This is a genomic window from Neisseria yangbaofengii, assembly GCF_014898075.1.
Lineage (GTDB): Bacteria > Pseudomonadota > Gammaproteobacteria > Burkholderiales > Neisseriaceae > Neisseria > Neisseria yangbaofengii.
Map to the genome: position 1 here is coordinate 2,027,767 of NZ_CP062976.1, position 25,892 is coordinate 2,053,658.

22 protein-coding genes and 1 pseudogene are annotated in these 25,892 nt (G+C 50.3%); 12 read left to right on the top strand and 11 right to left on the bottom strand.

The window, feature by feature from the left end; all coding sequences use genetic code 11:
* Nucleotides 1-57: 57 nt before the first annotated feature.
* Nucleotides 58-1,992: a MacB family efflux pump subunit gene (locus H4O27_RS09965; RefSeq protein ID WP_165006325.1), complete on the bottom strand. Its 1,935-nt coding sequence runs from the start codon at nucleotides 1,990-1,992 to the stop codon at nucleotides 58-60.
* A gap of 88 nt (nucleotides 1,993-2,080) precedes the next feature.
* Nucleotides 2,081-3,253, bottom strand: coding sequence for an efflux RND transporter periplasmic adaptor subunit (locus H4O27_RS09970; RefSeq protein ID WP_165006328.1), 1,173 nt, complete (start codon nucleotides 3,251-3,253; stop codon nucleotides 2,081-2,083).
* Between the two features lie 335 nt (nucleotides 3,254-3,588).
* On the opposite strand from H4O27_RS09970, the gene H4O27_RS09975 reads away from it, so the two are divergent.
* Together H4O27_RS09975 and H4O27_RS09980 are read left to right on the top strand one after the other, a co-directional pair.
* Nucleotides 3,589-4,017 carry a type IV pilin protein gene (locus tag H4O27_RS09975; protein ID WP_165006331.1) on the top strand — a complete coding sequence of 143 codons (429 nt, stop codon included), beginning with the start codon at nucleotides 3,589-3,591 and terminating at the stop codon, nucleotides 4,015-4,017.
* Nucleotides 4,018-4,099: 82 nt separating this feature from the next.
* Nucleotides 4,100-4,555 (top strand): type IV pilin protein, encoded by a 456-nt coding sequence (locus H4O27_RS09980; protein ID WP_165006334.1) that lies wholly within the window; start codon nucleotides 4,100-4,102, stop codon nucleotides 4,553-4,555.
* Nucleotides 4,556-4,624: 69 nt separating this feature from the next.
* Here the strand turns inward: H4O27_RS09980 and H4O27_RS09985 are convergent, their stop codons facing one another.
* Both H4O27_RS09985 and ybeY read right to left on the bottom strand, forming a co-directional pair.
* Nucleotides 4,625-5,455, bottom strand: a complete 831-nt coding sequence (locus tag H4O27_RS09985) for a CorC family transporter (RefSeq protein WP_165006337.1) — start codon at nucleotides 5,453-5,455, stop codon at nucleotides 4,625-4,627.
* Between the two features lies 1 nt (nucleotide 5,456).
* A complete protein-coding gene (gene ybeY / locus H4O27_RS09990) occupies nucleotides 5,457-5,972 on the bottom strand; it encodes an rRNA maturation RNase YbeY (RefSeq protein ID WP_165006341.1) in 516 nt (171 codons plus the stop codon).
* Nucleotides 5,973-6,601: 629 nt separating this feature from the next.
* On the opposite strand from ybeY, the gene H4O27_RS09995 reads away from it, so the two are divergent.
* From H4O27_RS09995 to nagZ, 6 genes are all read left to right on the top strand, one after another.
* Entirely contained in the window at nucleotides 6,602-6,997 is a 396-nt protein-coding gene (locus H4O27_RS09995) for a hypothetical protein (protein WP_165006342.1), read from the top strand.
* 35 nt (nucleotides 6,998-7,032) lie between these two features.
* Nucleotides 7,033-7,968 carry a hydroxymethylbilane synthase gene (gene hemC / locus H4O27_RS10000; protein WP_165006345.1) on the top strand — a complete coding sequence of 312 codons (936 nt, stop codon included), beginning with the start codon at nucleotides 7,033-7,035 and terminating at the stop codon, nucleotides 7,966-7,968.
* Nucleotides 7,969-8,086: 118 nt separating this feature from the next.
* Nucleotides 8,087-8,725, top strand: coding sequence for an endonuclease III (gene nth, locus H4O27_RS10005; protein ID WP_165006348.1), 639 nt, complete (start codon nucleotides 8,087-8,089; stop codon nucleotides 8,723-8,725).
* A 220-nt stretch (nucleotides 8,726-8,945) separates the two neighbouring features.
* Nucleotides 8,946-10,460, top strand: a complete 1,515-nt coding sequence (locus H4O27_RS10010; RefSeq protein WP_165006351.1) for a DegQ family serine endoprotease — start codon at nucleotides 8,946-8,948, stop codon at nucleotides 10,458-10,460.
* Between the two features lie 158 nt (nucleotides 10,461-10,618).
* The gene (locus H4O27_RS10015; RefSeq protein ID WP_165006354.1) at nucleotides 10,619-12,142 is read left to right on the top strand and encodes a Na+/H+ antiporter NhaC family protein; all 1,524 of its coding nucleotides are present in this window, start codon (nucleotides 10,619-10,621) and stop codon (nucleotides 12,140-12,142) included.
* A 56-nt stretch (nucleotides 12,143-12,198) separates the two neighbouring features.
* A complete protein-coding gene (nagZ, locus tag H4O27_RS10020) occupies nucleotides 12,199-13,284 on the top strand; it encodes a beta-N-acetylhexosaminidase (protein ID WP_165006356.1) in 1,086 nt (361 codons plus the stop codon).
* A gap of 116 nt (nucleotides 13,285-13,400) precedes the next feature.
* On the opposite strand, the gene H4O27_RS10025 is transcribed toward nagZ, so the two are convergent.
* Nucleotides 13,401-15,122 carry a potassium/proton antiporter gene (locus tag H4O27_RS10025; protein WP_206222775.1) on the bottom strand — a complete coding sequence of 574 codons (1,722 nt, stop codon included), beginning with the start codon at nucleotides 15,120-15,122 and terminating at the stop codon, nucleotides 13,401-13,403.
* 295 nt (nucleotides 15,123-15,417) lie between these two features.
* On the opposite strand from H4O27_RS10025, the gene H4O27_RS10030 reads away from it, so the two are divergent.
* The 4 genes from H4O27_RS10030 to hemA all read left to right on the top strand — a co-directional run bounded on the left by H4O27_RS10030 (nucleotide 15,418) and on the right by hemA (nucleotide 20,534).
* On the top strand, nucleotides 15,418-16,290 hold the full coding sequence (locus tag H4O27_RS10030) for a DUF808 domain-containing protein (RefSeq protein WP_165006362.1): 873 nt from the start codon (nucleotides 15,418-15,420) through the stop codon (nucleotides 16,288-16,290).
* Nucleotides 16,291-16,390: 100 nt separating this feature from the next.
* A complete protein-coding gene (gene lnt, locus H4O27_RS10035; RefSeq protein ID WP_165006364.1) occupies nucleotides 16,391-17,935 on the top strand; it encodes an apolipoprotein N-acyltransferase in 1,545 nt (514 codons plus the stop codon).
* Nucleotides 17,936-18,228: 293 nt separating this feature from the next.
* A complete protein-coding gene (gene rpoH, locus H4O27_RS10040; RefSeq protein ID WP_165006367.1) occupies nucleotides 18,229-19,092 on the top strand; it encodes an RNA polymerase sigma factor RpoH in 864 nt (287 codons plus the stop codon).
* A 188-nt stretch (nucleotides 19,093-19,280) separates the two neighbouring features.
* Complete coding sequence (gene hemA / locus H4O27_RS10045) at nucleotides 19,281-20,534, top strand: glutamyl-tRNA reductase (RefSeq protein ID WP_165006371.1); 1,254 nt, start codon at nucleotides 19,281-19,283, stop codon at nucleotides 20,532-20,534.
* Between the two features lie 446 nt (nucleotides 20,535-20,980).
* Here the strand turns inward: hemA and H4O27_RS10050 are convergent, their stop codons facing one another.
* The 6 genes and pseudogenes from H4O27_RS10050 to azu all read right to left on the bottom strand — a co-directional run bounded on the left by H4O27_RS10050 (nucleotide 20,981) and on the right by azu (nucleotide 25,820).
* The gene (locus H4O27_RS10050) at nucleotides 20,981-21,976 is read right to left on the bottom strand and encodes an ornithine carbamoyltransferase (protein WP_165006373.1); all 996 of its coding nucleotides are present in this window, start codon (nucleotides 21,974-21,976) and stop codon (nucleotides 20,981-20,983) included.
* 23 nt (nucleotides 21,977-21,999) lie between these two features.
* Nucleotides 22,000-22,509, bottom strand: a pseudogene (locus H4O27_RS10055) (methylated-DNA--[protein]-cysteine S-methyltransferase); the annotation flags it as partial.
* Nucleotides 22,510-22,600: 91 nt separating this feature from the next.
* Complete coding sequence (gene dapE, locus H4O27_RS10060; protein WP_165006378.1) at nucleotides 22,601-23,749, bottom strand: succinyl-diaminopimelate desuccinylase; 1,149 nt, start codon at nucleotides 23,747-23,749, stop codon at nucleotides 22,601-22,603.
* Between the two features lie 159 nt (nucleotides 23,750-23,908).
* Nucleotides 23,909-24,526 (bottom strand): HI_0552 family protein, encoded by a 618-nt coding sequence (locus H4O27_RS10065; protein ID WP_165006381.1) that lies wholly within the window; start codon nucleotides 24,524-24,526, stop codon nucleotides 23,909-23,911.
* A gap of 96 nt (nucleotides 24,527-24,622) precedes the next feature.
* Nucleotides 24,623-25,132, bottom strand: a complete 510-nt coding sequence (locus tag H4O27_RS10070; RefSeq protein ID WP_165006384.1) for a hemerythrin domain-containing protein — start codon at nucleotides 25,130-25,132, stop codon at nucleotides 24,623-24,625.
* Nucleotides 25,133-25,253: 121 nt separating this feature from the next.
* Nucleotides 25,254-25,820 carry an azurin gene (gene azu, locus H4O27_RS10075; RefSeq protein WP_165006386.1) on the bottom strand — a complete coding sequence of 189 codons (567 nt, stop codon included), beginning with the start codon at nucleotides 25,818-25,820 and terminating at the stop codon, nucleotides 25,254-25,256.
* Nucleotides 25,821-25,892: the final 72 nt, after the last annotated feature.

Sequence of the window (25,892 nt, forward strand, 5' to 3'; positions counted from 1 at the left end):
GGATTCATCATTCTGATGTTTCAGACGGCCTTGATCACACAGGCCGTCTGAAAAAGGTTAATCTTGCGCCAAGGCATCAATCGGGTTGAGCTGCGACGCGCGGTTGGCCGGCATAAAGCCGAAGGCCACACCGATAACGGTCGAACACAACACCGCGCCGGCAATCGACAAGGTGGAAAAGCTCATCGGGAAATCGGTGACAAAATGGTTGAACACCAAACCGATTGTGCCCGAAACCGCTACGCCGGCCAAACCGCCGATTAAGCAAATCAACACGGCTTCAATCAAAAACTGCTGCAAAATATTGCTGCGCCGCGCGCCAATTGCCATGCGCACGCCGATTTCTTTGGTACGCTCGGTCACCGACACCAGCATGATGTTCATCACGCCGATACCGCCGACCACTAAGGAAATCAAGGCAATACTGGAAATCAGCAGCTTCATCGTGCCGGTGGCGCTTTCTACGGTTTGCTTGATACTGTCGCTGTTGCTCATGAAAAAGTCTTCCGTACCATGGCGCACGGCCAACAATTCGGTCAAGCCTTTTTCGGCGGCCTGCGTGTCGGCATCGTCTTTGATCTTCACCACAATCGAATTGGTGTAGCTCTCGCCGGTAATTTGGTGCATCACAGTGGTGTAAGGCGACCACAACATCAGGCTGTCGGAGCTGCCGAAATTGTTGGTTTGGTCGTCCATCACGCCGATCACCGTCAGCGGCCGCTTTTTAAACAGCATCACTTTGCCCAAAGGATTCTCATCACCGAAAAGCTTGGCGCGGGTGTTTTTATCGATCACCACCACTTGTGCATCTTCTTTGACATCGCTTTCATCAAACAAACGCCCTTCCGCCAAGGTCAGGCCACGCACATCGAAATATTGTTCGCCCACGCCGTAAAGCTGGCCGGTCAAGTCGGTGTTGCGGTAGGTTATGGTACCGCCGGAAGACGTTTGAGGTGTGGCAGAGTCGACGTAGCTTTGTTTGCCGATAGCCAACGCATCGTCGATGGTCAGCGTTTTAATGCGTCCTGATCGCCGGTCGCCAAAACCTTTGCCGGGGAAAATGGTGATGGTGTTGGTGCCCATGGCGTTGATGTCGGCCATGATTTTCTGCTGCGAGCCGTTACCCAAAGCCACCACCGACACCACCGATGCGATGCCGATGATGATGCCGAGCATGGTCAGCAGCGAACGCATTTTGTGCGCAAAAATCGCGTGCACCGACATTTTGAATGCTTCCGTAAACTGATCATAATAAAACCACCACGAAGCCTTCTCTTTTACCGCCTGCACTTGACTGGGCATAATTTCGGCGGTTTTGCTGGTATCGTCAATAATCTCACCGTCGCGGATTTCAATCACGCGGTTGGCATTGGCGGCGATTCCGGGGTCGTGCGTCACCATGATGATGGTATGGCCGTCGGCATGCAGCTTATGCAGAATTTCCATCACGTTTTGACCGCTGGCGGTATCCAATGCGCCGGTCGGCTCGTCGGCAAAAATAATTTCACCGCCATTCATCAACGCTCGCGCAATCGAAACCCGCTGCTGCTGGCCGCCGGATAATTCGTTGGGTTTGTTGTCTTCTTTGCTTTCCAAGCCCAAATCGTGCAGCAGTTTTTCCGCGCGGACAGAACGCTCTTTCTGATCGACGCCGACATACGCCGCCGGCAAAGCGACATTGTCACGCGCGGTGAGCGAGCTGAGCAGGTTGTAGCGTTGGAAAATAAAACCGAAGCGGCTGCGGCGTAAAGCAGCCAATTGGTCAGGATTCATTTGCGACGTTTCGATACCGTCGATTTTATAAGAACCGGTGGTCGCACTGTCGAGACAGCCGAGAATATTCATCAAGGTCGATTTGCCCGAACCGGATTGGCCGATAATCGCCACGAAATCGCCTTTTTCCACTTTCAGGCTCACGTTTTTCAACACGTGGACGCGGTTTTCGCCGCTGCCGAAATAGCGGTTGATGTCAGTGCATTCAATTAAACTCATATGTGCTTGCCAAAGTGTGGTTGGAATGAGGCCGTCTGAAAAAAGCATAAATAAAATCATTCAGACGGCCTGAGTCAGACAATCCGACTTACATCGGCCTCATGCGTCGGTTGCCGCTTTGCGCTTGTTCGGACGAACCTGTCTCGGAAACAATCACTTTGTCGCCCTCGTTCAAACCGCTTTTCACTTCGGTATTCATGCTGTCTTTCAAGCCGGTGGTGATGTCTTTGCGCACTACCCGGCCGTCCTGCCCCAACACACGCACAAAGGATTTGCCTTCGCGGTCTTTTTTAATCGTGATGGTCGGCACGGTCAGCACATCTTCTGCCGAATTGATTTCAATGGTGTTTTGCGTGGTCATGCCGATGGCAAGCTTGCCTTCTGCATTCGGTACCAAGGCACGGGCGTAGTAATAAATCGCGCTTTCGGTGGTGTCGGTACTGTTGCTGTAGTTGCCTTGCGACATGGAGGTCAAGCCGGGGTCGATGCTTTCCAATTGCGCATGAAACGGCGTATCCGATTCAGACAAAATGGTGAACGAAATCGGCTGCCCCGGTTTCACCTTGGTAATGTCGCCCTCGGCAATCTGCATTTTATTAAGCATGACTTCCAAATTCGCCAACTGGATAATCGTCGGCGTGGTTTGGTTGGCATTGACCGTTTGGCCTTCTTCTACCCGAATCGCCACGACTGTACCGTCCATCGGTGCAATAATGCGGGTATAGCCCAAGTCGGCCTCGGCAGTATTGATGGAAATCTGCGTTTGGCGGATGGAAGATTTCAGTTGCGTCACCTGCGCTTTGGCCGCGGCTAAAATATCTTCGGCATCCTCCAATTCTTGTTTGGAGGTCGCATCTTCTTTCCACAACGCCGCTTCGCGCTTGTATTTTTTATCAGCGCTGCGCAACGCGATTTCGGCGGATGCCAATTGCGCCTTATACGTATCGAGCTTGGCTTTTTCGGTGTTTAAGGTATTGGTTTGGGTGGTGGAATCAATGTCGGCAATTTTGTCGCCTTTTTTGATTTCCTGCCCCAGTTTGACATACAGCTTTTTAATCTGGCCTGAAGCCTGTGCGCCGACTTCCACTAAGTTTGACGGCGAAATTTCACCGGTTGCGGAAACTGTTTGACGGATACTGGTACGCTTCACCGGCTCGGTAATGTAATTGATCTTATCGGACGGTTTGAAATAGCCCCATGCCGTATAAGCCAACGCGGCCACGATTACCGCACCCAACATCCATTTGATTGTTTTTGCCATGATTTTTTAGCTGCCTGATTTATGTGTTCGCGTGCGGCTTAAAATTTTTGTCGCACAATGCCAACAGTTATTTGGAATAAATTTTAAAAACGGGCAAATTTTACTGGGTTTCATTTCCCCCGCCAAGCCTAACGAAATGTTTTCATAAAAATAACTCATTGTTTTTAATTATTTTTAATTAGATAAATTTTCCAGAATATTGCACCGCTTTAACATATTTTCCCAAATCCGCTATTTATCCATACATACCAAATGCAAGAAAGAATTTATAATAGTCAGCAACAAAGCCTTGCAAAGGCATAATTGTATATAACTATATTGATAATCACTTACTTATGAAAACCAGACAATCCGGCTTTAACTTAATCGAACTTTTGATTGTTATTGTGATTTTGGCCTTACTCGCCACCATCGCCATGCCTTCGTTCCAATCTTTTATCCGCAGCACACGTTTGGCCAATGTGCGCAGTGAATTGGTGCAAAATGCCACCATGCTTGAACGCTATTACACGCAAAAAGGCACATTTATCGGTTTTGATGAAAAAAATTTGGTTCAAAACGAATATTTTGTCATTACTTTCATGCGTGCCCAAACTCCTCTTAATGATCAAAATCCTTCGGATTCCGGTTTTATCTTACAAGCCGCACCGACACCCGACTATGCCCAAACCGAATCATGTACGGTTTTCCTCAACGATAGCGGTATTTTCTGGGCGGTCGGCAACGATGGTGAAACTTGCCCCGGCTACGAAGAAGCACATTGATCCAGCTAAAGATTTGATTTACACCCCAATTAAAATCGCATAATATACTTACTTAAGTAAACATTTTACCAGTGATTATATTATGCGGTCTCCACAATCCGGCTTTTCCCTGATTCAGCTTCTAATCGTCATCGCCGTGTTGGCCGTCTTGGCCGCCATTGCCTATCCTGCTTATCAAATCTATATCAAAAACGCAGATTTGCGCGCCGCACAAGCTGCGCTGGTGCAAAACGGGCAATTTATGGAACGCCTTTACCAGCAAAAAGGCTCGTTCAAACAAACTTCGACCACATGGCCTGCCTTGCCGAAGAGCGCTACCGACAAATTCTGCATCCGCCCCAACAACAATGCCAAGGGCGCACACGACAACAAATTCACATTAAAAGCCGTTGCCTTCAATAGCCAAAACGAACCGCGCGTATTGAAAATCGATGAATCGCTGACAACGTTTATCTGCGAAAGATCGGAGAGTTCGTGCGACCCCGATGATGGATTTTTTAAAGGCGCAGATAAAGAATGCAGCATTTACCAGCCTTAAATGTAATCCGATAAAAAGGCCGTCCGAAATCATAAACTCGTTTCAGACGGCCTTTATCCGTATGCGCGCTTATTCTTCTTTGGCTTTCACTGCCATCAAAGTATGCAGGCGACGATTATCGGCGCGGGCGACGGTAAATTGCAGCGGCCCGATCACCGCTTTCTCACCGCGCACCGGCAGATAGCCGAATTCTTGAATCACCAAACCGCCGATGGTATCGACTTCTTCGTTGCTGTAATCAGTGCCGAAAAATTCGTTGATGTCTTCGATTTCGGTCACCGCATGAATGCGCCAGCGCTCGGCAGACACGGGGAAAATATTGTCGGCACTTTCGTCTTCGTCAAACTCGTCTTCGATATCGCCGACAATTTGTTCGATAATGTCTTCAAAGGTTACCAAACCTGATGTGCCGCCGTATTCGTCAATCACAATCGCCATGTGGTTGCGTTGCTCGCGGAATTCTTTCAATAAGGTATTCAGCGACTTACCCTCGGGAACAAACACAGCCGGCCGCAAAATGGATTGCAGATTGAATTGATCGGCATTTAGCACGTATTTCAATAAATCTTTGGCATGCAAAATGCCCAACACTTCGTCTTTGTCTTCACCAATCACCGGAAAACGAGAATGCGCAGTTTCGATGATATAGGCAACGATGCGCTCAAGGCTGTCATTTTCCTTAATCACATTCATTTGGCTGCGCGAAATCATCGCATCGCGGACTTCCAACTCGGTAAAATCCAATACTTTTTCCAAGCGGGCAAAGGTATCGGCATCGAATACTTCTTGCGCATGCGCCTGCCGCAACAGGCTGATGACGTCTTCGGCGGAATCGGGTTCACCGGTCAAACGGGAAACCAAACGTTCGAAAAAATTGGGTTTCGACTGAGTGTCTTCCATATTAATGTTCGTCCTCTCGATAAGGGTTGGGATAACCTGCGGCCTGCATCAGGCGGATTTCGGCGGCTTCCATGATTTCGGCTTCATCATCTCCGATATGATCGTAGCCCATTAAATGCAAAGTGCCGTGCATAGTGAGATGGGCAAAATGCTGCTCGGGCGTTTTGCCCTGCTCTTTTGCTTCTTTCAGTACCACTTGCGGGCAGATAATCAAATCACCGTAAAGGCCGTCTGAAATTTGGCCAGGCATGACGGCGCCTTCGTTCAAGGCAAAACTCAATACATTGGTGGCGTAATCTTTTCCCCGGTAATCACGGTTGTAGCCGCGCGCTTCTTCTTCATCGAGCAAAATCAGGCTGATTTCGGCGCGGCGGTATTCGTCTTTCAAAGCGGCAAAAGCCCAGCGGTAGAAATCTTTTTCAGACGGCACATCAGCTGCGGAAGAGGCGTTGTCAAAGTTTAAATGAAAACGTTGACGTTGTAATGACAGAAAAGGGAATTTTTTGGCGCGTTTCATAGATATCTACTATTTTAATTATAAGATTGATAATAATTATTATTGAACTATACAATTTTTTTTTACTCTGGATTCCTGTAGTTTGCGTTTACTACACAGTATCCTGAGTTTCAAATTTATAGTCGGATTATAGGATATCCTTTATTTGATTTGTAATTTTTTAGACTTTAAGGAGTTCAAAATACAAGAATTAAGTATATGTGAGCTGGAAGCAGTCAGTGGCGGACTGAATACTACTTTTCGGCCTGTGAGCCAAAATGTTGAAGACCGACGTATTGGTTGGCGTGATAATTCTTTCCGGTGGCATTTTGAAGGGATTTTACCAAGATTCGGCAGTAATTGGATATATGGATAACCTGTAAAATAGGCTTTCTACGAAACTATGCGGTTTTCCGATTTTTTATTTAAGTCAGAAATATACAATACTTACTGGGGATTACCAAATTCGGATGTAACCTGTGTGGCATGCTGTGTATTCGCTATAAATAAATGTCAAAACGTAACATTATAGTGAATCCACTATAATTTATATCAAACTGCTTAGCAGTACCCATTCTGAAACTCAAAGGAAACATCAAATCTGAATACTTTAAGAAAAAATCTCAACATTTAATTGAAACGGAAACCGGATGAAAAAACTGTTTTATTTTTTATTGCCTGCTTTGGCAGCATGTTCACAGCAGACCCAAGCAGATAGCAAGGCTGATATTTCCTTCCCGGGGCATGGCCAAACCATCGCTTCAGAAAATGTAACGGATTCTGATAAAGTCAGAATAACAGGGAGTGTCCGTTTTTCTTTCGAACAGTCGGAGTTTATTTCTCAAGGTAAAACTTATTTTATCGAAAAAAGTTACGCAGTAATCGGTGAGATCAAAGCAAAACGGAAATATTCCGGTGCCTATAATGTAATGCTGCACAATATATGTATTCAGGGAAAAATTTTGGATAAAGAACAAAATAAAGGAAATAATTTCGGCCCTTTGGGGCGTTATGAGCAAGCTGTCATCATAGAAGGTTTATGTTAAACTTCTACCCATTCCGACTTTGACGAAACAAGCTTATGAACCCGAAAAAACTTGTGATTGCCAGCCGCGAAAGCCTGTTGGCCATGTGGCAGGCCGAACATATTCAAGGCCGTCTGAAAGCCCTTTATCCCGACTGCGACGTGCAAATCTTGGGCATGACCACGCGCGGCGACCGGATTTTAGACAAAACCCTTTCCAAAATCGGCGGCAAGGGATTGTTTATCAAAGAGTTGGAACAAGCCCTGCAAGACGGCCGCGCTGATTTGGCGGTGCATTCTATTAAAGACGTGCCGATGGATTTGCCGGAAGGTTTTGCGCTGGCGGCTATCGGCGAACGCGCCAATCCGTTTGACGCGTTTGTGTCCAACCAATACGGACGCTTGGAAGATTTGCCCAAAGGCGCGGTGGTCGGCACCGCCAGCCTACGCCGCGAAGCGCAACTGCGTGCGCGCTATCCGCACTTGGTAATTAAACCTTTGCGCGGCAACCTGCAAACGCGTTTGGGCAAACTCGACAAAGGCGAATACGATGCCATCATTCTTGCCGCCGCCGGTTTACAGCGTTTGGGTCTGGACGACCGCATTCGCCTGATTATTTCCGACACCGTCAGCCTGCCTGCGGCCGGACAAGGCGCTTTGGGCATTGAAATCGCCGCCCATCGCGAAGATTTGCTGGAAGTGTTGAAACCGCTCAACCACGACATCACTCACGCCTGCGTCACCGCCGAACGTGCTTTGGCGCGCGCTTTGGGCGGCAGCTGCCAAGTACCGCTGGCTGCTTATTGCACCGAAGAAGACGGCTTGCTGACCCTGCGCGGCTTAGTCGGTCATCCCGACGGTTCCGCCATTCTCGAAGCCGTTGCCCAAGCGCCGGCAGAATACGCTGATTCACTGGGTCGCGCTGTGGCAAAACGCTTGGCCGATGACGGCGCAACGGAGTTGATTGAAGCCGTTTTGAAAGAATCAGCTTAAGCTGTTTGGTGATTTGAATTGTAGAAAGGCCGTCTGAAAAGCACACCCGCTTTTCAGACGGCCTTTAGCGTTAGTCTTTTTGTTATAATAGCATGCGAATATTTTAATCAAACACATCATGAACAAACACATCCGCCAAGAAATTTTCGAGCGTTTCCGCGCCGCCAATCCGCACCCGACCACGGAGCTGAATTTCAGTTCGCCGTTTGAATTATTGATTGCCGTGTTGCTGTCGGCACAAGCCACCGATGTCGGCGTCAACAAAGCCACGGCCAAACTGTTCCCCGTAGCCAACACCCCGCAAGCCATGCTGGATTTAGGCTTAGATGGAGTGATGGCATACACCCGAACCATCGGCCTTTACAAAACCAAATCCAAACACATCATGCAAACCTGCCGCATTTTGCTGGAACAACACGGCGGCGAAGTGCCTGAAGACCGTGCCGCCTTGGAAGCACTGCCCGGCGTCGGCCGCAAAACCACCAATGTGGTGCTCAACACCGCTTTCGGCTGGCCGGTGATGGCAGTCGATACTCACATTTTCCGTGTATCCAACCGCACCAAAATCGCGCCGGGCAAAGACGTGCGCGAAGTGGAAGACAAACTCATGCGTTTTATCCCGAAAGAATTTCTGATGGATGCGCATCACTGGCTAATTTTGCACGGCCGCTACACCTGCAAAGCGCTCAAGCCGCAATGCGAACAATGCATCATTAACGATTTATGCGAATGGAAGGCGAAAAATATTGTTAATTAAGTTATCCCGCCGCATGATTCAGAATAAAATATGACCGGCTTTAAGGCTGTCTGAAACGTTTCAGACGGCCTTTTCCATTAAAAATGAAATACTTGAAAAAATGTCCATAATCGGTAAAATTGCCCCTACCCATTCGAATTGGTAGGGATATTGCAGGCATCTTGCCCTTCCGTCTGATTGGCAAGCCGCAACCCGATAAAACAGATACATATAACAAGGAATGACTGTGACAAAAAATACCAAAAAATATATGGCTTTAGCCATCGCCTCCGCACTGGCGTTGAGCGCGTGTGACAAAGCCGGCAGTTTTTTCAGCAACGACAACACCCACGACGAAGAAAAAGAACTGGTTCAACGCATTGAACCGCAAAAAAACGATGGCAGCGTCGGCATGTTGCTGCCTGATTTTGCCCAACTGGTTCAAAACGAAGGCCAAACCGTAGTCAATATTCAAGCCGCGGCGGCCAAACGCAACCGGCAGCGTACCGAAGAAAACGGCATGGATTTAAGCCAATTTCCGGATAACGATCCATTCTATGAATTTTTCAAACGCTTGGTACCCAACCTGCCCGATATGCCGCAGGAAGAAGCCGACAGCAGCGAACTGAATTTCGGCTCGGGCTTCATCATCAGCCCCGACGGTTACATTCTCACCAATACCCACGTGGTAGCCGGCATGGGCAATATCAAGGTATTGCTCAACGACAAACGCGAATACACCGCCAAGCTGATTGGTTCCGACCAGCAATCTGATGTGGCTTTATTGAAAATCGATGCCAAAGATTTGCCGATTGTGAAAATCGGCGACCCGAAAACGCTCAAACCGGGCGAATGGGTGGCGGCCATCGGCGCACCGTTCGGCTTTGACAACAGCGTGACATCCGGCATCGTTTCGGCAAAAGGCCGCAGCCTGCCGAATGAAAACTACACCCCGTTTATCCAAACCGATGTCGCCATCAACCCGGGCAACTCGGGCGGCCCACTGTTTAACCTTAAAGGCCAAGTGGTCGGTATCAATTCACAAATCTACAGCCGCAGTGGCGGATTTATGGGCATTTCATTCGCCATTCCGATTGATGTGGCAATGAACGTGGCCGACCAACTGAAAACCAACGGCAAAGTCCGACGCGGCCAATTGGGCGTGATTATTCAAGAGGTCTCTTACGACTTGGCCAAATCATTCAACTTAGACCGTGCCAACGGCGCTTTGATTGCCAAAGTGATGCCAAACAGCCCGGCGCAGCAGGCCGGTTTGCAGGTGGGCGACATTGTGCGCGGCGTCAACGGTGAAGAAGTACGCTCTTCCAGCGATTTGCCGGTAATGGTGGGTGCCATGCCGCCGGGTAAAGAAGTGAAATTGGAAGTGTGGCGTAAAGGCGAAAAAATCTCTGTCAACGTCACTTTAGGCAGCACCGGTGCACCGGCCACGAGCAGCGAAAGCGAAATGGGCGGCCTCACATCACCGAATGACGTGCAAAGTTTTATGGTGGAAGAAGCCGGTTTGACGCTGCAAACGCAAACCGGCGACGGCAAACAACGCTTAATCGTCACCCATGTCAGCGGTGCCGCCGAGCGTGCCGGCTTGAAACGCGGCGACGAAATCATGGCTGTGAGCCAAATTACGGTCGATGACGAATCCAGCTTCCGCAGCGCCTTGAGCAGCGCCGGTAAAAACGTGCCGCTGTTGGTGCAGCGTGGCGGCGACACTCTCTTCTTGGCCTTGAACCTGCAATAAAACGGCATAAACTTGTAAAGTAATGATAAAATACCCGTTATTTTTGAAATGGCGGGTATTTTGCCGTTTAACTTTCATGCTTTTTCAGACGGCCTTTGCAATATACACTATGCCGTCTGAAACATACTGATTTTATTTACATTTCATCATTTTATTTTATGCAATTAATCGATTACTCAAGCTCTTTTATGTCGGTGATTCCGGCATTTCTGGCGCTGGCGCTGGCCGTGATTACCCGCCGCGTTTTACTCTCTCTCGCCATCGGCATCATCATCGGTGTATTGATGCTCACCGGCGGCAACCCGATCAATGCCTTGGCCCACTTTAAAGACATCACAGTCTCGCTGGTTTGGGCCGATGGCGATTGGTCGTTGGGCAAACTCAAAATCCTGATTTTCTTGTTGTTATTGGGTATTTTCACTTCTTTGCTGACTTACTCCGGCAGCAATCAAGCGTTTGCCGATTGGGCGAAAAAACACATTCAAAACCGCCGCGGTGCCAAAATGTTGACCGCTTGCTTGGTATTCGTGACCTTTATCGATGACTATTTCCACAGCTTGGCCGTAGGCGCAATCGCCCGTCCGGTGACCGACCGCTTCAAAGTATCGCGTGCCAAACTGGCTTATATCCTAGACTCTACTGCCGCGCCGATGTGCGTGTTGATGCCGGTATCCAGCTGGGGGGCATCGATTATCGCCACTTTGGCCGGCTTGCTGGTGACCTACAACATCACTGAATACACCCCGATGGGTACGTTTGTCGCCATGAGTGCGATGAACTACTACGCCTTGTTTTCGCTGTTGACGGTGTTTTTTGTAGCGTATTTCTCGTTCGACATTGGTTCGATGAGCCGTTTCGAGCAACAAGCCTTGAACGAAACGCATGAAGAACAAGTTGTTTCGGGCGGCTCTAAAGGCCGCGTGTATGCGCTGATTATTCCGGTTTTGGTGCTGATTTTCGCTACCATTTCCGCCATGCTCTACACCGGTGCGCAAGCCTTGGAAAGCTTCAGCATTTTGGGGGCATTTGAAAACACAGATGTGAATACTTCATTGGTCTTCGGCGGCGTTTTAGGCGTGTTGGCGGTATTGCTCTGCACCGTCGGCACCATCGGAGCCCGCGTCTACCCGAAAGCCGTTTGGGAAGGCATGAAATCGATGCTCGGTGCCATCAGCATTTTGATTTTGGCGTGGCTCATCAGCACCGTGGTCAGCGAAATGCGCACCGGCGAATTTTTATCGACCTTGGTTGCGGGCAACATCCACCCGGGCTTTTTGCCGGTGATTCTGTTTACCTTGGGCAGCGTGATGGCGTTTGCCACCGGTACCAGCTGGGGCACTTTCGGCATTATGTTGCCGATTGCCGCCGCCATGGCGGTGAAAAGCGACCCGGGCCTGATTATCCCTTGCTTGTCGGCAGTAATGGCCGGCGCAGTGTGTGGCGACCATTGCTCCCCGATTTCCGACACCACCATTTTGTCTTCTACCGGCGCACAGTGTAACCACATCGACCACGTCACTTCGCAACTGCCTTATGCGCTAACCGTAGCCGCGGCAGCCGCCAGTGGCTATTTAGCGCTGGGTTTCACCCATTCCGCCCTGCTCGGTTTCGGCGTAACTGCCGTAGCGTTGGCAGTATTGATTTTGGTGTTGCGCAGTAAAAAAACCGCGCTTGCCGCTTAATCGTTTCAGACGGCCTCGAGGCCGTCTGAACCGTTTTGGATATTAAAGGAAACAAAATGGTCCAAACCGTTATGAAACGCGGCCCGGTGATGGCCGATGTGAATGCGTTTACATTGACCGACAAAGAAAAACAGCGCCTGCTTGACCCTGCTATCGGCGGCGTGATTCTGTTTCGCCGTAATTTTGACAATATACCGCAACTCAAAGCCTTAATCCGCGACATCAAAGCCTTGCGCACGCCGGAACTGATTGTCGCTGTCGATCACGAAGGCGGGCGCGTACAGCGTTTTATCGATGGTTTCACACGTCTGCCTGCCATGCGCGTATTAGGCGAAATTTGGGACAACGAAGGCGAAACTGCTGCTAAAGCCAAAGCCGAACAAGTGGGCTGGGTGTTGGCCACCGAATTGAGCGCATGCGGCGTGGATTTGTCGTTCACACCGGTGTTGGATTTGGACTGGGGACAATGCGCCGTTATCGGCAACCGCAGCTTGCACCAAAATGCCGGCATCGTCACCGAATTGGCCTTGGCCTTGCAAAAAGGTTTAAACAAAGGCGGCATGAAATCTTGCGGCAAACATTTTCCCGGCCACGGCTTTGTTGAAGGCGACAGCCACTTAACCCGGCCGCAAGACGACCGCTGCTTGGCTGATTTGCAGGCCGCCGATATGATTCCGTTTGGCAAATTAAGCGATGCAGGCATGGCGGCGGTAATGCCCGCGCATGTGGTTTATCCCAAAATCGACCCGAATCCGGCCGGTTTTTCAGAAAAATGGCTCAAACAAATCTTGCGCCAAGACATCGGCTTTGACGGCGTGATTTTTTCAGACGACCTGACCATGGAAGGCGCAGGCAGCGCGGGCGGCATTAAAACGCGCGTTCAAAGCGCATTTGCCGCCGGTTGCGATATTGCTCTGGTGTGCAACCGCCCTGACTTGGTCGATGAATTGCTCGACGGTTTCGACATACCGGATAATCCGCACTTGGCTGCACGTTGGGCTTATATGGCCAACACCTTGAGCGCAGAAACAGCCGAATCGATGATGCAAAGCGATGAATTTAAAGCCGCGCAAGCCTTGACCGCCCAACTGGCCACGCCGAAAGACGTTGCCAACGGCGCGAAAGTCGGCGAAGCGTTTTAACCTTCAAATACCAATCGAGGCCGTCTGAAATGTTTCAGACGGCCTCGATTGGTATAAACAGCCTGAGACTTTTGTAAAACTTATAAATTTTCAAGAAATCTTTAAGCCGTCATTATTCAATCAGGGAACTTCATACCCATCAACTTAATGCTGCCGTCTTTGTTCAATTCTTTAATCGTCAACTCAAATTCACCAATGCTTACACGGTCGCCTTCCACCCATTTGGTGCTTTCCGAACGCAGTTCGAACAGTTCGCTCAAGCTCAAGCTCTCTTCGTTCGGCTGCAATTTCAAACCGTAAGCCTTGGCCAAATCGCCGGCACGACTGACCGGATCAAACGAAAATTCGCCGAAATAATCGAAATTGAGCAACACGCTCTTATCGGTTTCGGTGAAGTAATAGGCCATTTTTTCCACTTGATCATCAGGCAGGATATACCAAGCGATGTCGTCTTTTTTTAGTTTGGTGTTGCTTTGCAGCTCAATTTTATGACCTCCGCGAATCAGCGCAAAACAACGGCGGTCGAAGCTGGCGGAAATCGGTGCTACATCATCGGGATGCACGCCTTCCGCTTCGGATTGCTCCACCACTTTAAACGATGTCATGCGCACTGCCTCTTTCTCTGCCAACCAAATATCGCGGCTGTCGTTCGGCTCCGGCTTCGGCGGCATAGCCACTTTCAGCAAGTGCGCCATTACCGGAATGGTTGTGCCCTGAATCAGCAGCGACAACACCACCACCGCAAATGCCACATCAAACAATGCCCGCGAATTGGGCACACCCATGACCAGGGGCATCATCGCCAGCGTAATCGGCACCGCGCCACGCAAACCCAGCCAACTGATATACGCCTTTTCACGTACGCTGTAATTAAACGGCCACAAGCCGGTAAACACCGCAATCGGCCGTGCCACCAACATCAAAAATACCGCCAACACCATCGCTTCGGAACCGCGTTCCAGTACGCTCGACGGTGTCACCAGCAAGCCCAACACCATAAACATAGTCGCCTGCGCCAACCATGCCAAGCCGTCCATCACGCGCAAAACGTGCTCCGTCGCATGATTATGCTGATTACCCACCAACACGCCGGCCAAATACACCGCCAAAAAGCCGCTGCCGCCAATCAGATTGGTAAACGAAAACACCAGCAAACCGCCCGACACAATCATCAAAGCATACAAGCCCTCCGGCAGATTCAGACGGCGTACCAGTTTGGCCAGAAGCTTGCCGCCGATGAAGCCCATCAGCAAACCGAAGCCGATTTGCAGCAGCAACATCCACACAAACGACATCACGCCGCCTTCATCCGGCTTGACTATCATCGCAATGACCGCGGTCACCAAGAAAATTGCCATCGGGTCATTTGCACCGGATTCGATCTCCAGCGTAGCCTGTACACGCTCATTCAGGCGCACGCCGCTGTTGCGCAACAGGCTGAATACCGCACCGGCATCGGTCGAGCCGACAATCGCCGCCATCAACAGGCCGAAGCGCCAATCGACATCCAAATAAACAGTAGTGAAAATACCCAACAAAGCTACGCTGGCAAACACACCCCATGTCGCCAACACAGCCGCCGGTTTCAAACCGATGCGGAAACTCTGAAGTCGCGTGCGCAAACCGCCGTCAAGCAGAATCACCGCCAAAGCAAGCTGGCAGATGAAGTTGGCCGAGACGAAATTATCGAACTCAATGCCGCCTATCCCTTCCTCACCGGCCAAAATGCCGACTCCCAAAAACACCAGCAACAAAGGCATACCCAAACGCGCCGAGAGTGTGGTGGAAACCACACTCAAAAACAGCAGCGCGCCGCCGAGCAGGAATAAGATATTCATCCAATCCACGTTTTTATTTCTCCTGATCTACTGAAGATTGATGGGAAAACCGGCGATTTATTGCGTAATCGGCCGGCCGCGGAGAATTTTAACACATGTCGCACCATGTAATTGGCAACCACTCAAAAATCTTTTCTTTCCTTATAATTTGATTAAAGGCCGTCTGAATGATAAAAACCGTATAATTTTCAGTTATAATGTTGGGTTTCGCTAAAGGCAGATTTGTGCGCCATACCGCCGCCGATAAGCGGGCTTAGCAGAAAATCATGACTTTTCTTTTTAGGAACCATTAAAAATGGCTTTTGCTTCCCTTTTTACCCTACTTGACGACATTACCGCCGTATTGGACGACGTGGCCTTAATGACCAAAATGGCCGCCAAGAAAACCGCCGGCGTAGTCGGCGACGATTTGGCCTTGAATGCCAACCAAGTAACCGGCGCCTCTGCCGAACGAGAATTGCCGATTGTGTGGGCAGTGGCCAAAGGATCATTGATTAATAAAGCCATTTTGGTACCGGCCGCCCTATTGCTGTCTATTTTCCTGCCGGCCGCGATTACGCCTTTATTGATGATTGGCGGCGCGTATTTGTGTTTTGAAGGCATGGAGAAGCTGCTGCATAAATTTTTGCACAAAAACGGCGACAATGAAGCCCCTTCGCACGCCGGCGATGAAATTTTTGATGAAAAAGCCAAAATCACCGGTGCCATCCGCACCGACTTTATCCTGTCGGCCGAAATCATCATCATCGCCCTAGGCGTGGTAAGCACCTACGGCGTACTGACCAAATCCTTGGTGATGTCCGCCGTCGGTATCGGCATGACAGTGATTGTATATGGTTTGGTTGCCATCATTGTCAAACTTGATGACTTAGGCCTGCACTTAATCGAAAAAGGCAGCAGCGCCGCCAAAGCCTTTGGCCGCGGCATCATTGCTTTCATGCCATGGTTTATGCGCGCATTGAGCGTAGTCGGCACCTTGGCCATGTTCTTGGTCGGCGGCGGTCTCATCGCCCACAACTTCGGCCCTGTACACGATTTCCTGCACGCCCATCATTGGGATACGGGTCTGATGGCGCAAGTTGCCAACTTGGTGGTTGGCGTGCTCACCGGTGCGGCGGTTTGCGCCGCGGTATTGCCTTTGATGAAAGTATTCCGTAAAAAACATTGATTTGCGTGCCGTCAGGCCGTCTGAAATCATATTATTTTGCTGTAAACAGGCCGTCTGAAACTTTCAGACGGCCTCCCCCTTTTTTTTATTCACTTAACGCATGAAGATTCTCCGTAAACTCGAAGCATATTGGCAAAAACCCCTACTCTACTGGCCGCTGGTTATTATTCTCGGCATCGCGACGCCGCTCACCTTTGCCCCTTATTATCATTTCTGGCTGATGCCGCTGCTGTTCGGTGCTCTGATCCGCCTGATTGAGCTACGCCCGCGTGTGGCTGCTTCAACGGCTTATGTGTTCGGTTTTTTTGCTTATGTCTCGCAATTTTACTGGATTCATACCGCCTTACACGAAGTTTCCGGGCTGCCGAATCTTTATGCCATTCCGATGACGGTTTTGCTGCCGGCATTTTTGGCAACCTACCCTGCCCTGTGTTTCTGGCTGTGGAAAAAATTCCACTTTCCGCGCTGGATTAAAATCGGCATTGTGCTGCCGGTTTTGTGGACGCTGACCGAGTTTGCCCGCGAACGCTTCCTGACCGGATTCGGCTGGGGTGCATTGGGTTATTCGCAAATCACCAAAACCAGCCCGTTGGCAGGTTTCGCACCCATCGGCGGCATTCATTTGGTAACCTTCGCCACTGCCTGCATCGGCGCATGGTTGGTATTGCTGGTCGATAATGCAGGCCGTCTGAAAAACCGTCTCATGCCTTTATGCTGCGGCGTGGCTTTGTGCACCACCGGTTATATCGCACAAGAAGCCGAGTTTACCCAACCTGATGGCAGCACCAACACCGTCGCATTGCTGCAAGGCAATATCGACCAACACCTGAAATGGCAGGAAGACCAAATCGTTCCGACCATTCAAAAATATTACGAGCAGCTGAGCAAAACCCGTGCCGACATCGTAATTTTGCCGGAGACCGCCATTCCCGAAATGCGCCAAACCCTGCCTGAAGAGGTGTTGGGCACCTTTGCCGCCCAAGCGCAAAGCAACGGCAGTGCGCTGGCTTTGGGCATCAGCCAATACACGCGCGATGGCAACGGCTATGAAAATGCCGTGATTAACCTAAGCAACTACAACAATACCACCGCCGAAGAAATCCCGTATTATGCCAAAAACCATTTGGTGCCGTTTGGCGAATACAAACCTTTACCGGCCATCACCAACGTACTTTACCGCATGATGAACATGCCGCTGGCCGATTTCCGCCAAGGCGGCGAAGGCCAAGCGCCTTTAGTGATGAAAGACCAGCGCGTCGCATTCAACATCTGCTATGAAGACGGCTTCGGCGACGAATTAATCGCCACCGCCCGCCAATCCACCCTGCTGGCCAACGTCAGCAACATGGCTTGGTATGGCGATTCCAATGCCATGTATCAGCAATTGCAGCAATCGCAAGCACGCGCGATGGAATTGGGCCGCTATATGGTGCGCGCCACCAACACCGGCGCCACTGCAATTATTTCACCTAAAGGCAGCATCATCAGCGAAGCCGAAGCCAACACCGAAACCGTATTGGAAGGCCATGTCAAAGGCTACGTCGGCGAAACACCTTATATGAAAATGGGCGGCTCATGGTGGCTCATCGGCTTCCTCAGTGCCGCAGCCTTGCTGCTTTTCGCCCTGCGTAACAAACAAAAATAAACGCCTCGCCAACCTTGTTCAGACGGCCTGGCAGACTAATTGTTATCAGGCCGTCTGAATTTACATCTGCGACGAATTATTCTATAATCAATCTATTCCTGAGAAAAATACTCAAATATTAAAAATTAATCATATTTCAAAAAATACAAAATTTAACCTATCAATCATACAACATTAACACAAAAAAGCGGTCTAATAGCCATATCAAAACAGTAGTGTTATACTACTTCGCCACACATTCTTAAGCGCTTGCCGATAAGCGGCCGGCGCACATAAAAAGGAAAGCCACTCTGATGAATAACGCTTTTGCATTACCAGTAATCCACAGCGGTAACGGTAGCTTGGAGCAATACATCCATACCGTTAACAATATTCCCATGCTTTCTGCCGAAGAAGAAACCCAATTGGCAGAACGCCAACAAAAAGGCGATTTAAACGCTGCCAAACAATTGATTCTTTCCCACTTGCGTGTGGTGGTATCCATCGCCCGAGGCTACGACGGCTACGGCCTGAATCAAGCCGACTTGATTCAAGAAGGCAACATCGGCCTGATGAAGGCGGTAAAACGCTACGAACCAAGTCGCGGCGCACGTTTATTTTCATTTGCCGTGCATTGGATTAAAGCCGAAATCCACGAATTTATTCTGCGCAACTGGCGTTTGGTACGCGTTGCCACCACCAAGCCGCAACGCAAACTGTTTTTCAATCTGCGCAGCATGCGTAAAAGCCTGAATGCCTTGTCACCGAAAGAAGCGCAAGACATCGCCGATGATTTGGGCGTGAAACTTTCCGAAGTATTGGAAATGGAACAGCGCATGACAGGCCACGACATCGGCATCTTGGCCGACAGCAGCGATAATGAAGACAACTTCGCACCAATCGACTGGCTGGCCGATAACGAAACCGAACCGACCCGGCAAATCGCCAAACAAGCCCATTACGCGCTGCAAACCGATGGTCTGCAAAATGCCTTGGCGCAACTGGACGACCGCAGCCGTCACATCGTTGAAAGCCGCTGGCTGCAAGATGACGGTGGTTTGACCCTGCACGAATTGGCTGCCGAATACGGCGTATCGGCCGAGCGTATCCGTCAAATCGAAGCCAAAGCCATGCAGAAACTGCGCGGTTTCTTAGCCGAAGAAGCCGAAGCAGTTTAAATCCGAAACCCAAGGCCGCCTGAGTATTTCAGACGGCCTTTTTCTATCCGTTCAATCAGTTAGCGCGGCCATTTTCTGCTAAAATTTAGCAATCAAACAGATTGCATAAGCCTCAAAACATTCTTTTCAAAGCCAACTTACGCTATAATAAACGCCTTCACGCACACTACCCTATTCTTAACATTCCCATGCAACTTACCGCCGTCGGACTCAACCATCAAACTGCGCCTTTGAGCATACGCGAAAAGCTGGCTTTTGCTGCGGCAAGCCTGCCTGAAGCCGTGCAAAGCTTGGCCGGCAGCGATGCGGCCAAAGAAGCGGTAATTTTGTCCACCTGCAACCGCACCGAGCTTTATTGCGTCGGCGACACCGAAGAAATCATCAAATGGCTGGCACAATACCACGACTTGCCCGCTGATGAAATCCGCCCTTATTTGTACACCTTCGACAGCAACGAAACCGTGCGCCATGCTTTCCGCGTCGCCTGCGGCTTGGATTCGATGGTGCTGGGCGAGCCGCAGATTCTCGGTCAAATCAAAGAGGCCGTGCGCATCGCACAAGAGCAAGAAAGCCTCAACAGCAACCTGAATGCCTTGTTCCAAAAAACATTTGCCGTCGCCAAAGAAGTACGCACCGACACCGCTGTCGGTGAAAATTCGGTATCGATGGCATCCGCTTCGGTAAAAATGGCCGAACAAATCTTTCCCGACATTGCCGATTTAAATGTGCTGTTCATCGGTGCAGGCGAAATGATTGAATTGGTGGCCACTTATTTCGCCGCCAAAAACCCGCGCCTGATTACCGTTGCCAACCGCACCTTGCCGCGCGCGCAGGAGTTGTGTGACAAACTCAGCATTAATGCCGAGCCGTGCTTATTAAGCCAATTGCCCGACATCATGCACGAATACGACATCATTGTGTCGTCCACCGCCAGCCAATTGCCGATTGTCGGCAAAGGCATGGTCGAACGCGCATTAAAAAAGCGACACCACATGCCCGTGTTCATGCTCGATTTGGCCGTGCCGCGCGACATTGAAGAAGAAGTCAGCGAATTAAACGACGCCTATCTCTACACCGTGGACGACATGCAGGGTATCGTTCAAAGCGGTAAAGAAGCGCGCCAAAAAGCGGCTTCCGCTGCCGAAGCCATGGTGGAAGAAAAAGTCGGTGAGTTTGTCGAATGGCAGAAAAGCCGCCAAAGCGTGCCGCTGATTCGCGCATTGCGTGACGAAGGCGAACGCGCCCGCCGCCAAGTTTTGGAAAACGCTATGAAACAATTGGCCAAAGGCACTTCAGCCGAAGAAGTATTGGAACGCTTATCCATTCAGTTGACCAACAAACTGCTCCACTCGCCTACCCGCGCGCTCAACAAAGCCGGATCGGCCGATACCGACATCATCGACACCGTTGCGCAAATTTACCATTTGGACAATCACGAATAAATCATCAAGGCCGTCTGAATCTTTCAGACGGCCTCATCATTCCTGCCGCCTTTGCACATAAGGCATTATTTCCCTTAATTTACCGCCGACCTTTTATGTTCAGCCTGGCCTTGCTTTCCGGCCTGTTCGGTATCGGCGTATTAATGTTTATCAATACTTATAGTGGATTCACTTTAAAATAGGACAAGGCGGCGAGCCGAAGACAGTATCGATAATACGGCCAGGCGAACCAACGCCGTACTATTTTAAAGTGGATTCGCTATACTTCCGCCATACCGGGCAGATTATCTTGATGAAACAAGGCGTGTTGAGCAAGTTTGATGCCGAAGAAGCGGTGAAAGTAGCCGATGAACACAGCCGCGAAGGTTAAGGCCGTCTTGAAAACCAATAAGCAAAGGCCGCCTGAACACTCATTGTTCAGACGGCCTTTATTTAATCTCTAAACCTTACTCGCCCAATGCAGCCACCATCACCGCTTTAATCGTGTGCATACGGTTTTCCGCCTGATCGAACACAATACTGGCTTTGCTTTCAAACACATCTTCAGTCACTTCCACGCCGTTTAGACCGAAGGTTTGGTAAATCCATTCGCCGACGGTGGTTTCACGGTTATGGAAGGCGGGCAGGCAGTGCATGAATTTGACGTTGGGATTGCCGGAAGCTGCCATCAGTTCGGGCGTAACGCGGTAGGCTTTGAGCAAATCAATGCGCTCCTGCCACACTTCTTTCGGCTCACCCATGCTCACCCATACGTCGGTGTGAATAAAGTCCACGCCGTTGACTGCTTCTTCGGCGTTCTTAGTCAACAGGATTTTTGCGCCGGTCTCCGCTGCCACCGCTTTGGCTTGCGCCACGATGTCTTCAGACGGCCATAGAGCTTTCGGTGCACCGATGCGCACATCCATACCGAGTTTCGCACCCAAAATCAGCAATGAATTGGCCATGTTGTAACGCGCATCGCCGACGTAAGCATAAGCCACTTGATGAAGCGGTTTGCCGCTGTGCTCCTGCATGGTCAGCGCATCAGCCAGCATTTGCGTTGGGTGAAATTCATTGGTCAAGCCGTTGAATACCGGCACGCCGGCGTATTTGGCCAACTCCTCGACAATTTCCTGACCGAAACCGCGGTATTCAATGCCGTCGTACATACGGCCCAACACGCGCGCGGTGTCTTTAATGCTTTCTTTGTGGCCGATTTGGCTGCCGGTCGGCTCAAGATAGGTCACGCCCGCGCCTTGGTCTCTCGCCGCCACTTCAAAGGCGCAGCGGGTGCGGGTGGAAGTTTTTTCAAAAATCAGGGCAATGTTTTTGCCTTTCATTTTTTGCGGTTCGCAACCGGCTTTTTTGGCGGCTTTGAGTTCGGCTGCCAAATCGATCAAGTATTGAATTTCGACTTGGGTAAAATCCAGCAGTTTGAGAAAATGGCGGTTTTTCAGGTTCATAAACTTCCTTTGTAATATTGACATTATTGTTCAAATAAATCCGGCTCGAACTGCTGCTGTTCGACAGACAGCAGAAATTGTTTGCGTTCTACGCCGCCTGCGTAGCCGGTAAGTTTGCCGTTGCTGCCGATGACCCGATGGCAGGGAACCAGAATAGAGATTTTGTTTTGGCTGTTGGCGGCGGCAACGGCCCGCACGGCACTGGGTTTGCCGATTAATTCTGCCTGCTGTTTGTAGCTGCGGGTTTCTCCGTAGGGAATGGCCAGCAGCGCCTGCCACGCCTGTTGCTGAAACGCTGTGCCAATCATTTCCAGCGGTACGCTGAAGGTTTTCAGACGGCCTGCGAAATAGTCGGCCAATTCCTGACGCAACAGGCCGCTGTACCGGCTTTCGCTTTGGACAAAGCCGCTGCCGCCGTAAGCCTGCTGCACGGCGTTTAATTCCCGATCCAGCCATTTCTGTCCGGCAAATTCCAAGGCACACAGGCCATTTTTCCCGAAGATGGCGAGCATAGTGCCCAACGGCGTGTCAATCAGGCTGTACGGCAAGGGCGTGCCGCTGCCGCTTGGTGCGGCGGTCAAAATGTCGGGCAAATCGGAACGGTTGCGGTTTTCAGACGGCATATCAGGCCTCGGCGTTCCCGTTCAACAGGCTTTGCAGCATGGTTTCGTAAATGGCGGAGAGCTTGGGAATATCGTCCAGCAATACGTTTTCGTTGATTTGGTGAATGGTGGCGTTGCTCGGGCCCAATTCAATCAGCTCTTTGGCGATGGCTTTGATAAAACGGCCGTCGGAAGTGCCGCCGGTGGTGGACAATTCGGCTTCAATGCCGCAGATTTTGCTGATGGCGCTGCGGGCGACATCGGTCAGGCGGCCGGCGTGGGTCAGAAACGGCTGGCCAGAACACGACCATTGGATATCGTAATCCAAACGATGTTTGTCCAAGATGGCGTGCACCCGCTGTTTCAGGCTTGCTTCGCTTGATTCGGTGGAGAAACGGAAGTTGAATTTGACGTTTAATTCGCCCGGAATCACGTTGGTTGCGCCGGTGCCGCCGTTGATGTTGGAAATCTGGAAGCTGGTCGGCGGGAAATATTCGTTGCCCGAATCCCAAATTTCCTGCGTCAGTTCCAAAAGTGCCGGGGCAAAAGTATGCACGGGATTGACCGCCAAATGTGGATAGGCGATATGGCCTTGTTTACCTTTTACAGTCAGATTGCCCGACAGCGAACCGCGGCGGCCGTTTTTCAGCATATCGCCCAAACGGCTGACGGCGGTCGGTTCGCCGACCACGCAGTAATCGATGGTTTCGCCACGGTTTTTCAAAACGTCCACGACTTTGGTTGTGCCGTCCAAAGCGTCGCCTTCTTCATCGGATGTAATCAGCAGCGCAATGCTGCCTTGATGGTCGGGATGTTCCGCCACAAAGCGTTCGCAGGCGGTTACGAAACAGGCGATGCTGGTTTTCATATCCGCCGCACCCCGCCCGAACAGCCGGCCTTCACGCTCGGTCGGCTCAAACGGCGGCGAATCCCATTTTTCCAGCGGACCGGTCGGCACAACGTCGGTGTGTCCGGCAAAACACACCAGCGGCGCTGCACTGCCCCGCCGCAACCAGATATTTTTGGTGTCGCCGAAATTCATTTCTTCAATGGTAAAACCGATTTTCTGCAAACGTTCTGCCAAAAGCTGCTGGCAGTTTTGATCATCAGGGGTAACGGACGGACGGGCAATAAGTTGTCTGGCAAGGTTCAGGGATTGGGTTTCAGTCATTTTATGTTTTATTTTCTTATGTTTTATTTTCAATGGTATTTTTTAAATTGAGGCCGTCTGAAAGAAAACGCATTCCGTTTTTCAGACGGCCTGAGAATGCTTGAGATGATAACGAGATGCGCTTTATCTGGCAACTCGCAACAGGCCGTCTGAAAACGGTTATTTGAAACAGGCTTCATACGGCGGAATCAATTCTTCTATCGTTTCCACAATCCATTGCTGCACATCTTGCTTGCCCAAATCCGCACGCTCGATGTGTTTGCCGATGCAGAAAAAATCGTCTTGATGACGCAGGCTGATGCTTTCAGACGGCGTGTCGGCCACGGTGGCATAATCGGCGTATTCGTCTTCTGCGCCATGCCAAATATCGAAATCGGCGTAACGTCGAGCGTCTAATCCGTCCAACCATTGATTGTATTGCGGCAAAGCAATGGACGACACGCCGGCTTTGTAGCAATGCCAATCGAGGCTGACGGTGAGGCGGCGACGGTTGAGCAACACGGAAATAATGGCAGCCGAATCTTGGTGCTGTGCGTATTTGAAATAGGCGAAAAAGTGGGCGCGTACCTGCCAGCCGTTACACCAGCGCTCGATGTGCGGCGGTGCGAAGGGTTCGCCCAAATCATCGGCCACGCACCCGATAAGTTCGCGCCAAATCTGCCAATGATGTTTATACGCGGCTTTGGTCGGCTCAATCATTTCCGGCGCGTGTTTTTTCATTTGGGCGAACTGGTAAAAGGGAATGTCGAAAAGTTCACTGCTTTGCGGGGTGAGCATAGTGGTTCTCTTTGCATGGTAAACAAACGGCTTGGGCTTTCAGACGGCCTATATGTCTTTTCAGGCCGTCTGAAACCATAACAAAATTTCAAAGCTTTATTTGCGTCTTCTCGCAGCCATAATCTCGCCGATTTCGGTCAGTTTTTCTTTCGGAATAAAGGTTTTGCCCATTTCAAACAACGGCTCTTCAATACCCAAATGCACATCGTAACCGTCGGTAAAGCGCTGCAATACTTCAGTGTTTAACTGATAATCCGCATCGGCTTCCAATCGGGAAAATTCTTCCGCCACCGCCGGCCAGTCGGCATGCAGGCTTTCGTGTTGGCGCAATAATTCGTCAATGCTTTCCTGCGCTTGCGGGGCATATTGCAGCAGCAAAGGAAAAAAGTTTTCTTCTTCGTCTTCATGATGCAGCGGCGCGGCTACGTTGAAATATTGGCTGATTTGGCGAGTAGCCTGCAGCACCATATCGTTGCGGCCGTTTTCGGCAATATAATCAGGCAACATATTGATTTGGCTGCAAAACCGCCGTACTTTGCCATGACAGGCATAGAGCATGTCGATGGGTTCGGCAAAGGTCACGCTTTGGGTATTGAACGGGTTCATAGTGTGGTTCCTTATATTCAGACGGCCTGATGGATTATTCTACGCTTTTTTAGGCTTCATGAAAGCAAAACAGCCCGCAACAAGGCAGGCTGTTTGATTCATATCGGTTGCACAAAGGATATTAGTCAACCAAAGTGATGGTACCGTTCATCAAAGCACCGTGGCCCGGGAAGGTACAAGCGAATTTGTAGTTGCCGTCTGCCAATTTGGCAGGGTCGATTTTAATGGTGTCTTCTTCACCGCCACCGATCAGTTTGGTGTGAGCAACGATACGCTCGTCACCGGCTTTCACATATTCAGCATCAGGACCTGCAGCTGCGCCGTCTTTGAATACGCCGTCTTGGTCTTCGGCTTTGGTAATCACCAAATTGTGACCCATGCTGGCTTTAGGCTGGGTACCAACGTGTTTCAAAGTAATGGTGAATTCAGAACATGCTTTGCTGACTTGGATGTCTTTGGTGTTGAACTGCATGGCATCGCTAGATTCCACCACCACTTCACAATTGCCGGCAGCAGGGGCAGCAGCTTCAGAAGCCGGTGCGGCTTCGGCAGGCATGGCTTCTGCAGGCGCAGATGCTTCGGCAGCAGGCGCAGGCTCGCCAGCAGGGGCAGCCGGAGCGGCAGGTTCTTGTGAGCAGGCAGCCAAACCGATAACGGCAGCAGAAATCAGAGCCAAATAAGCTTTCATGTATATCTCCTAATGATGAGAATGTTTCAGTTATCCAAAATATTTGTGCTGGAAGGCACCATGCCTTCTGTA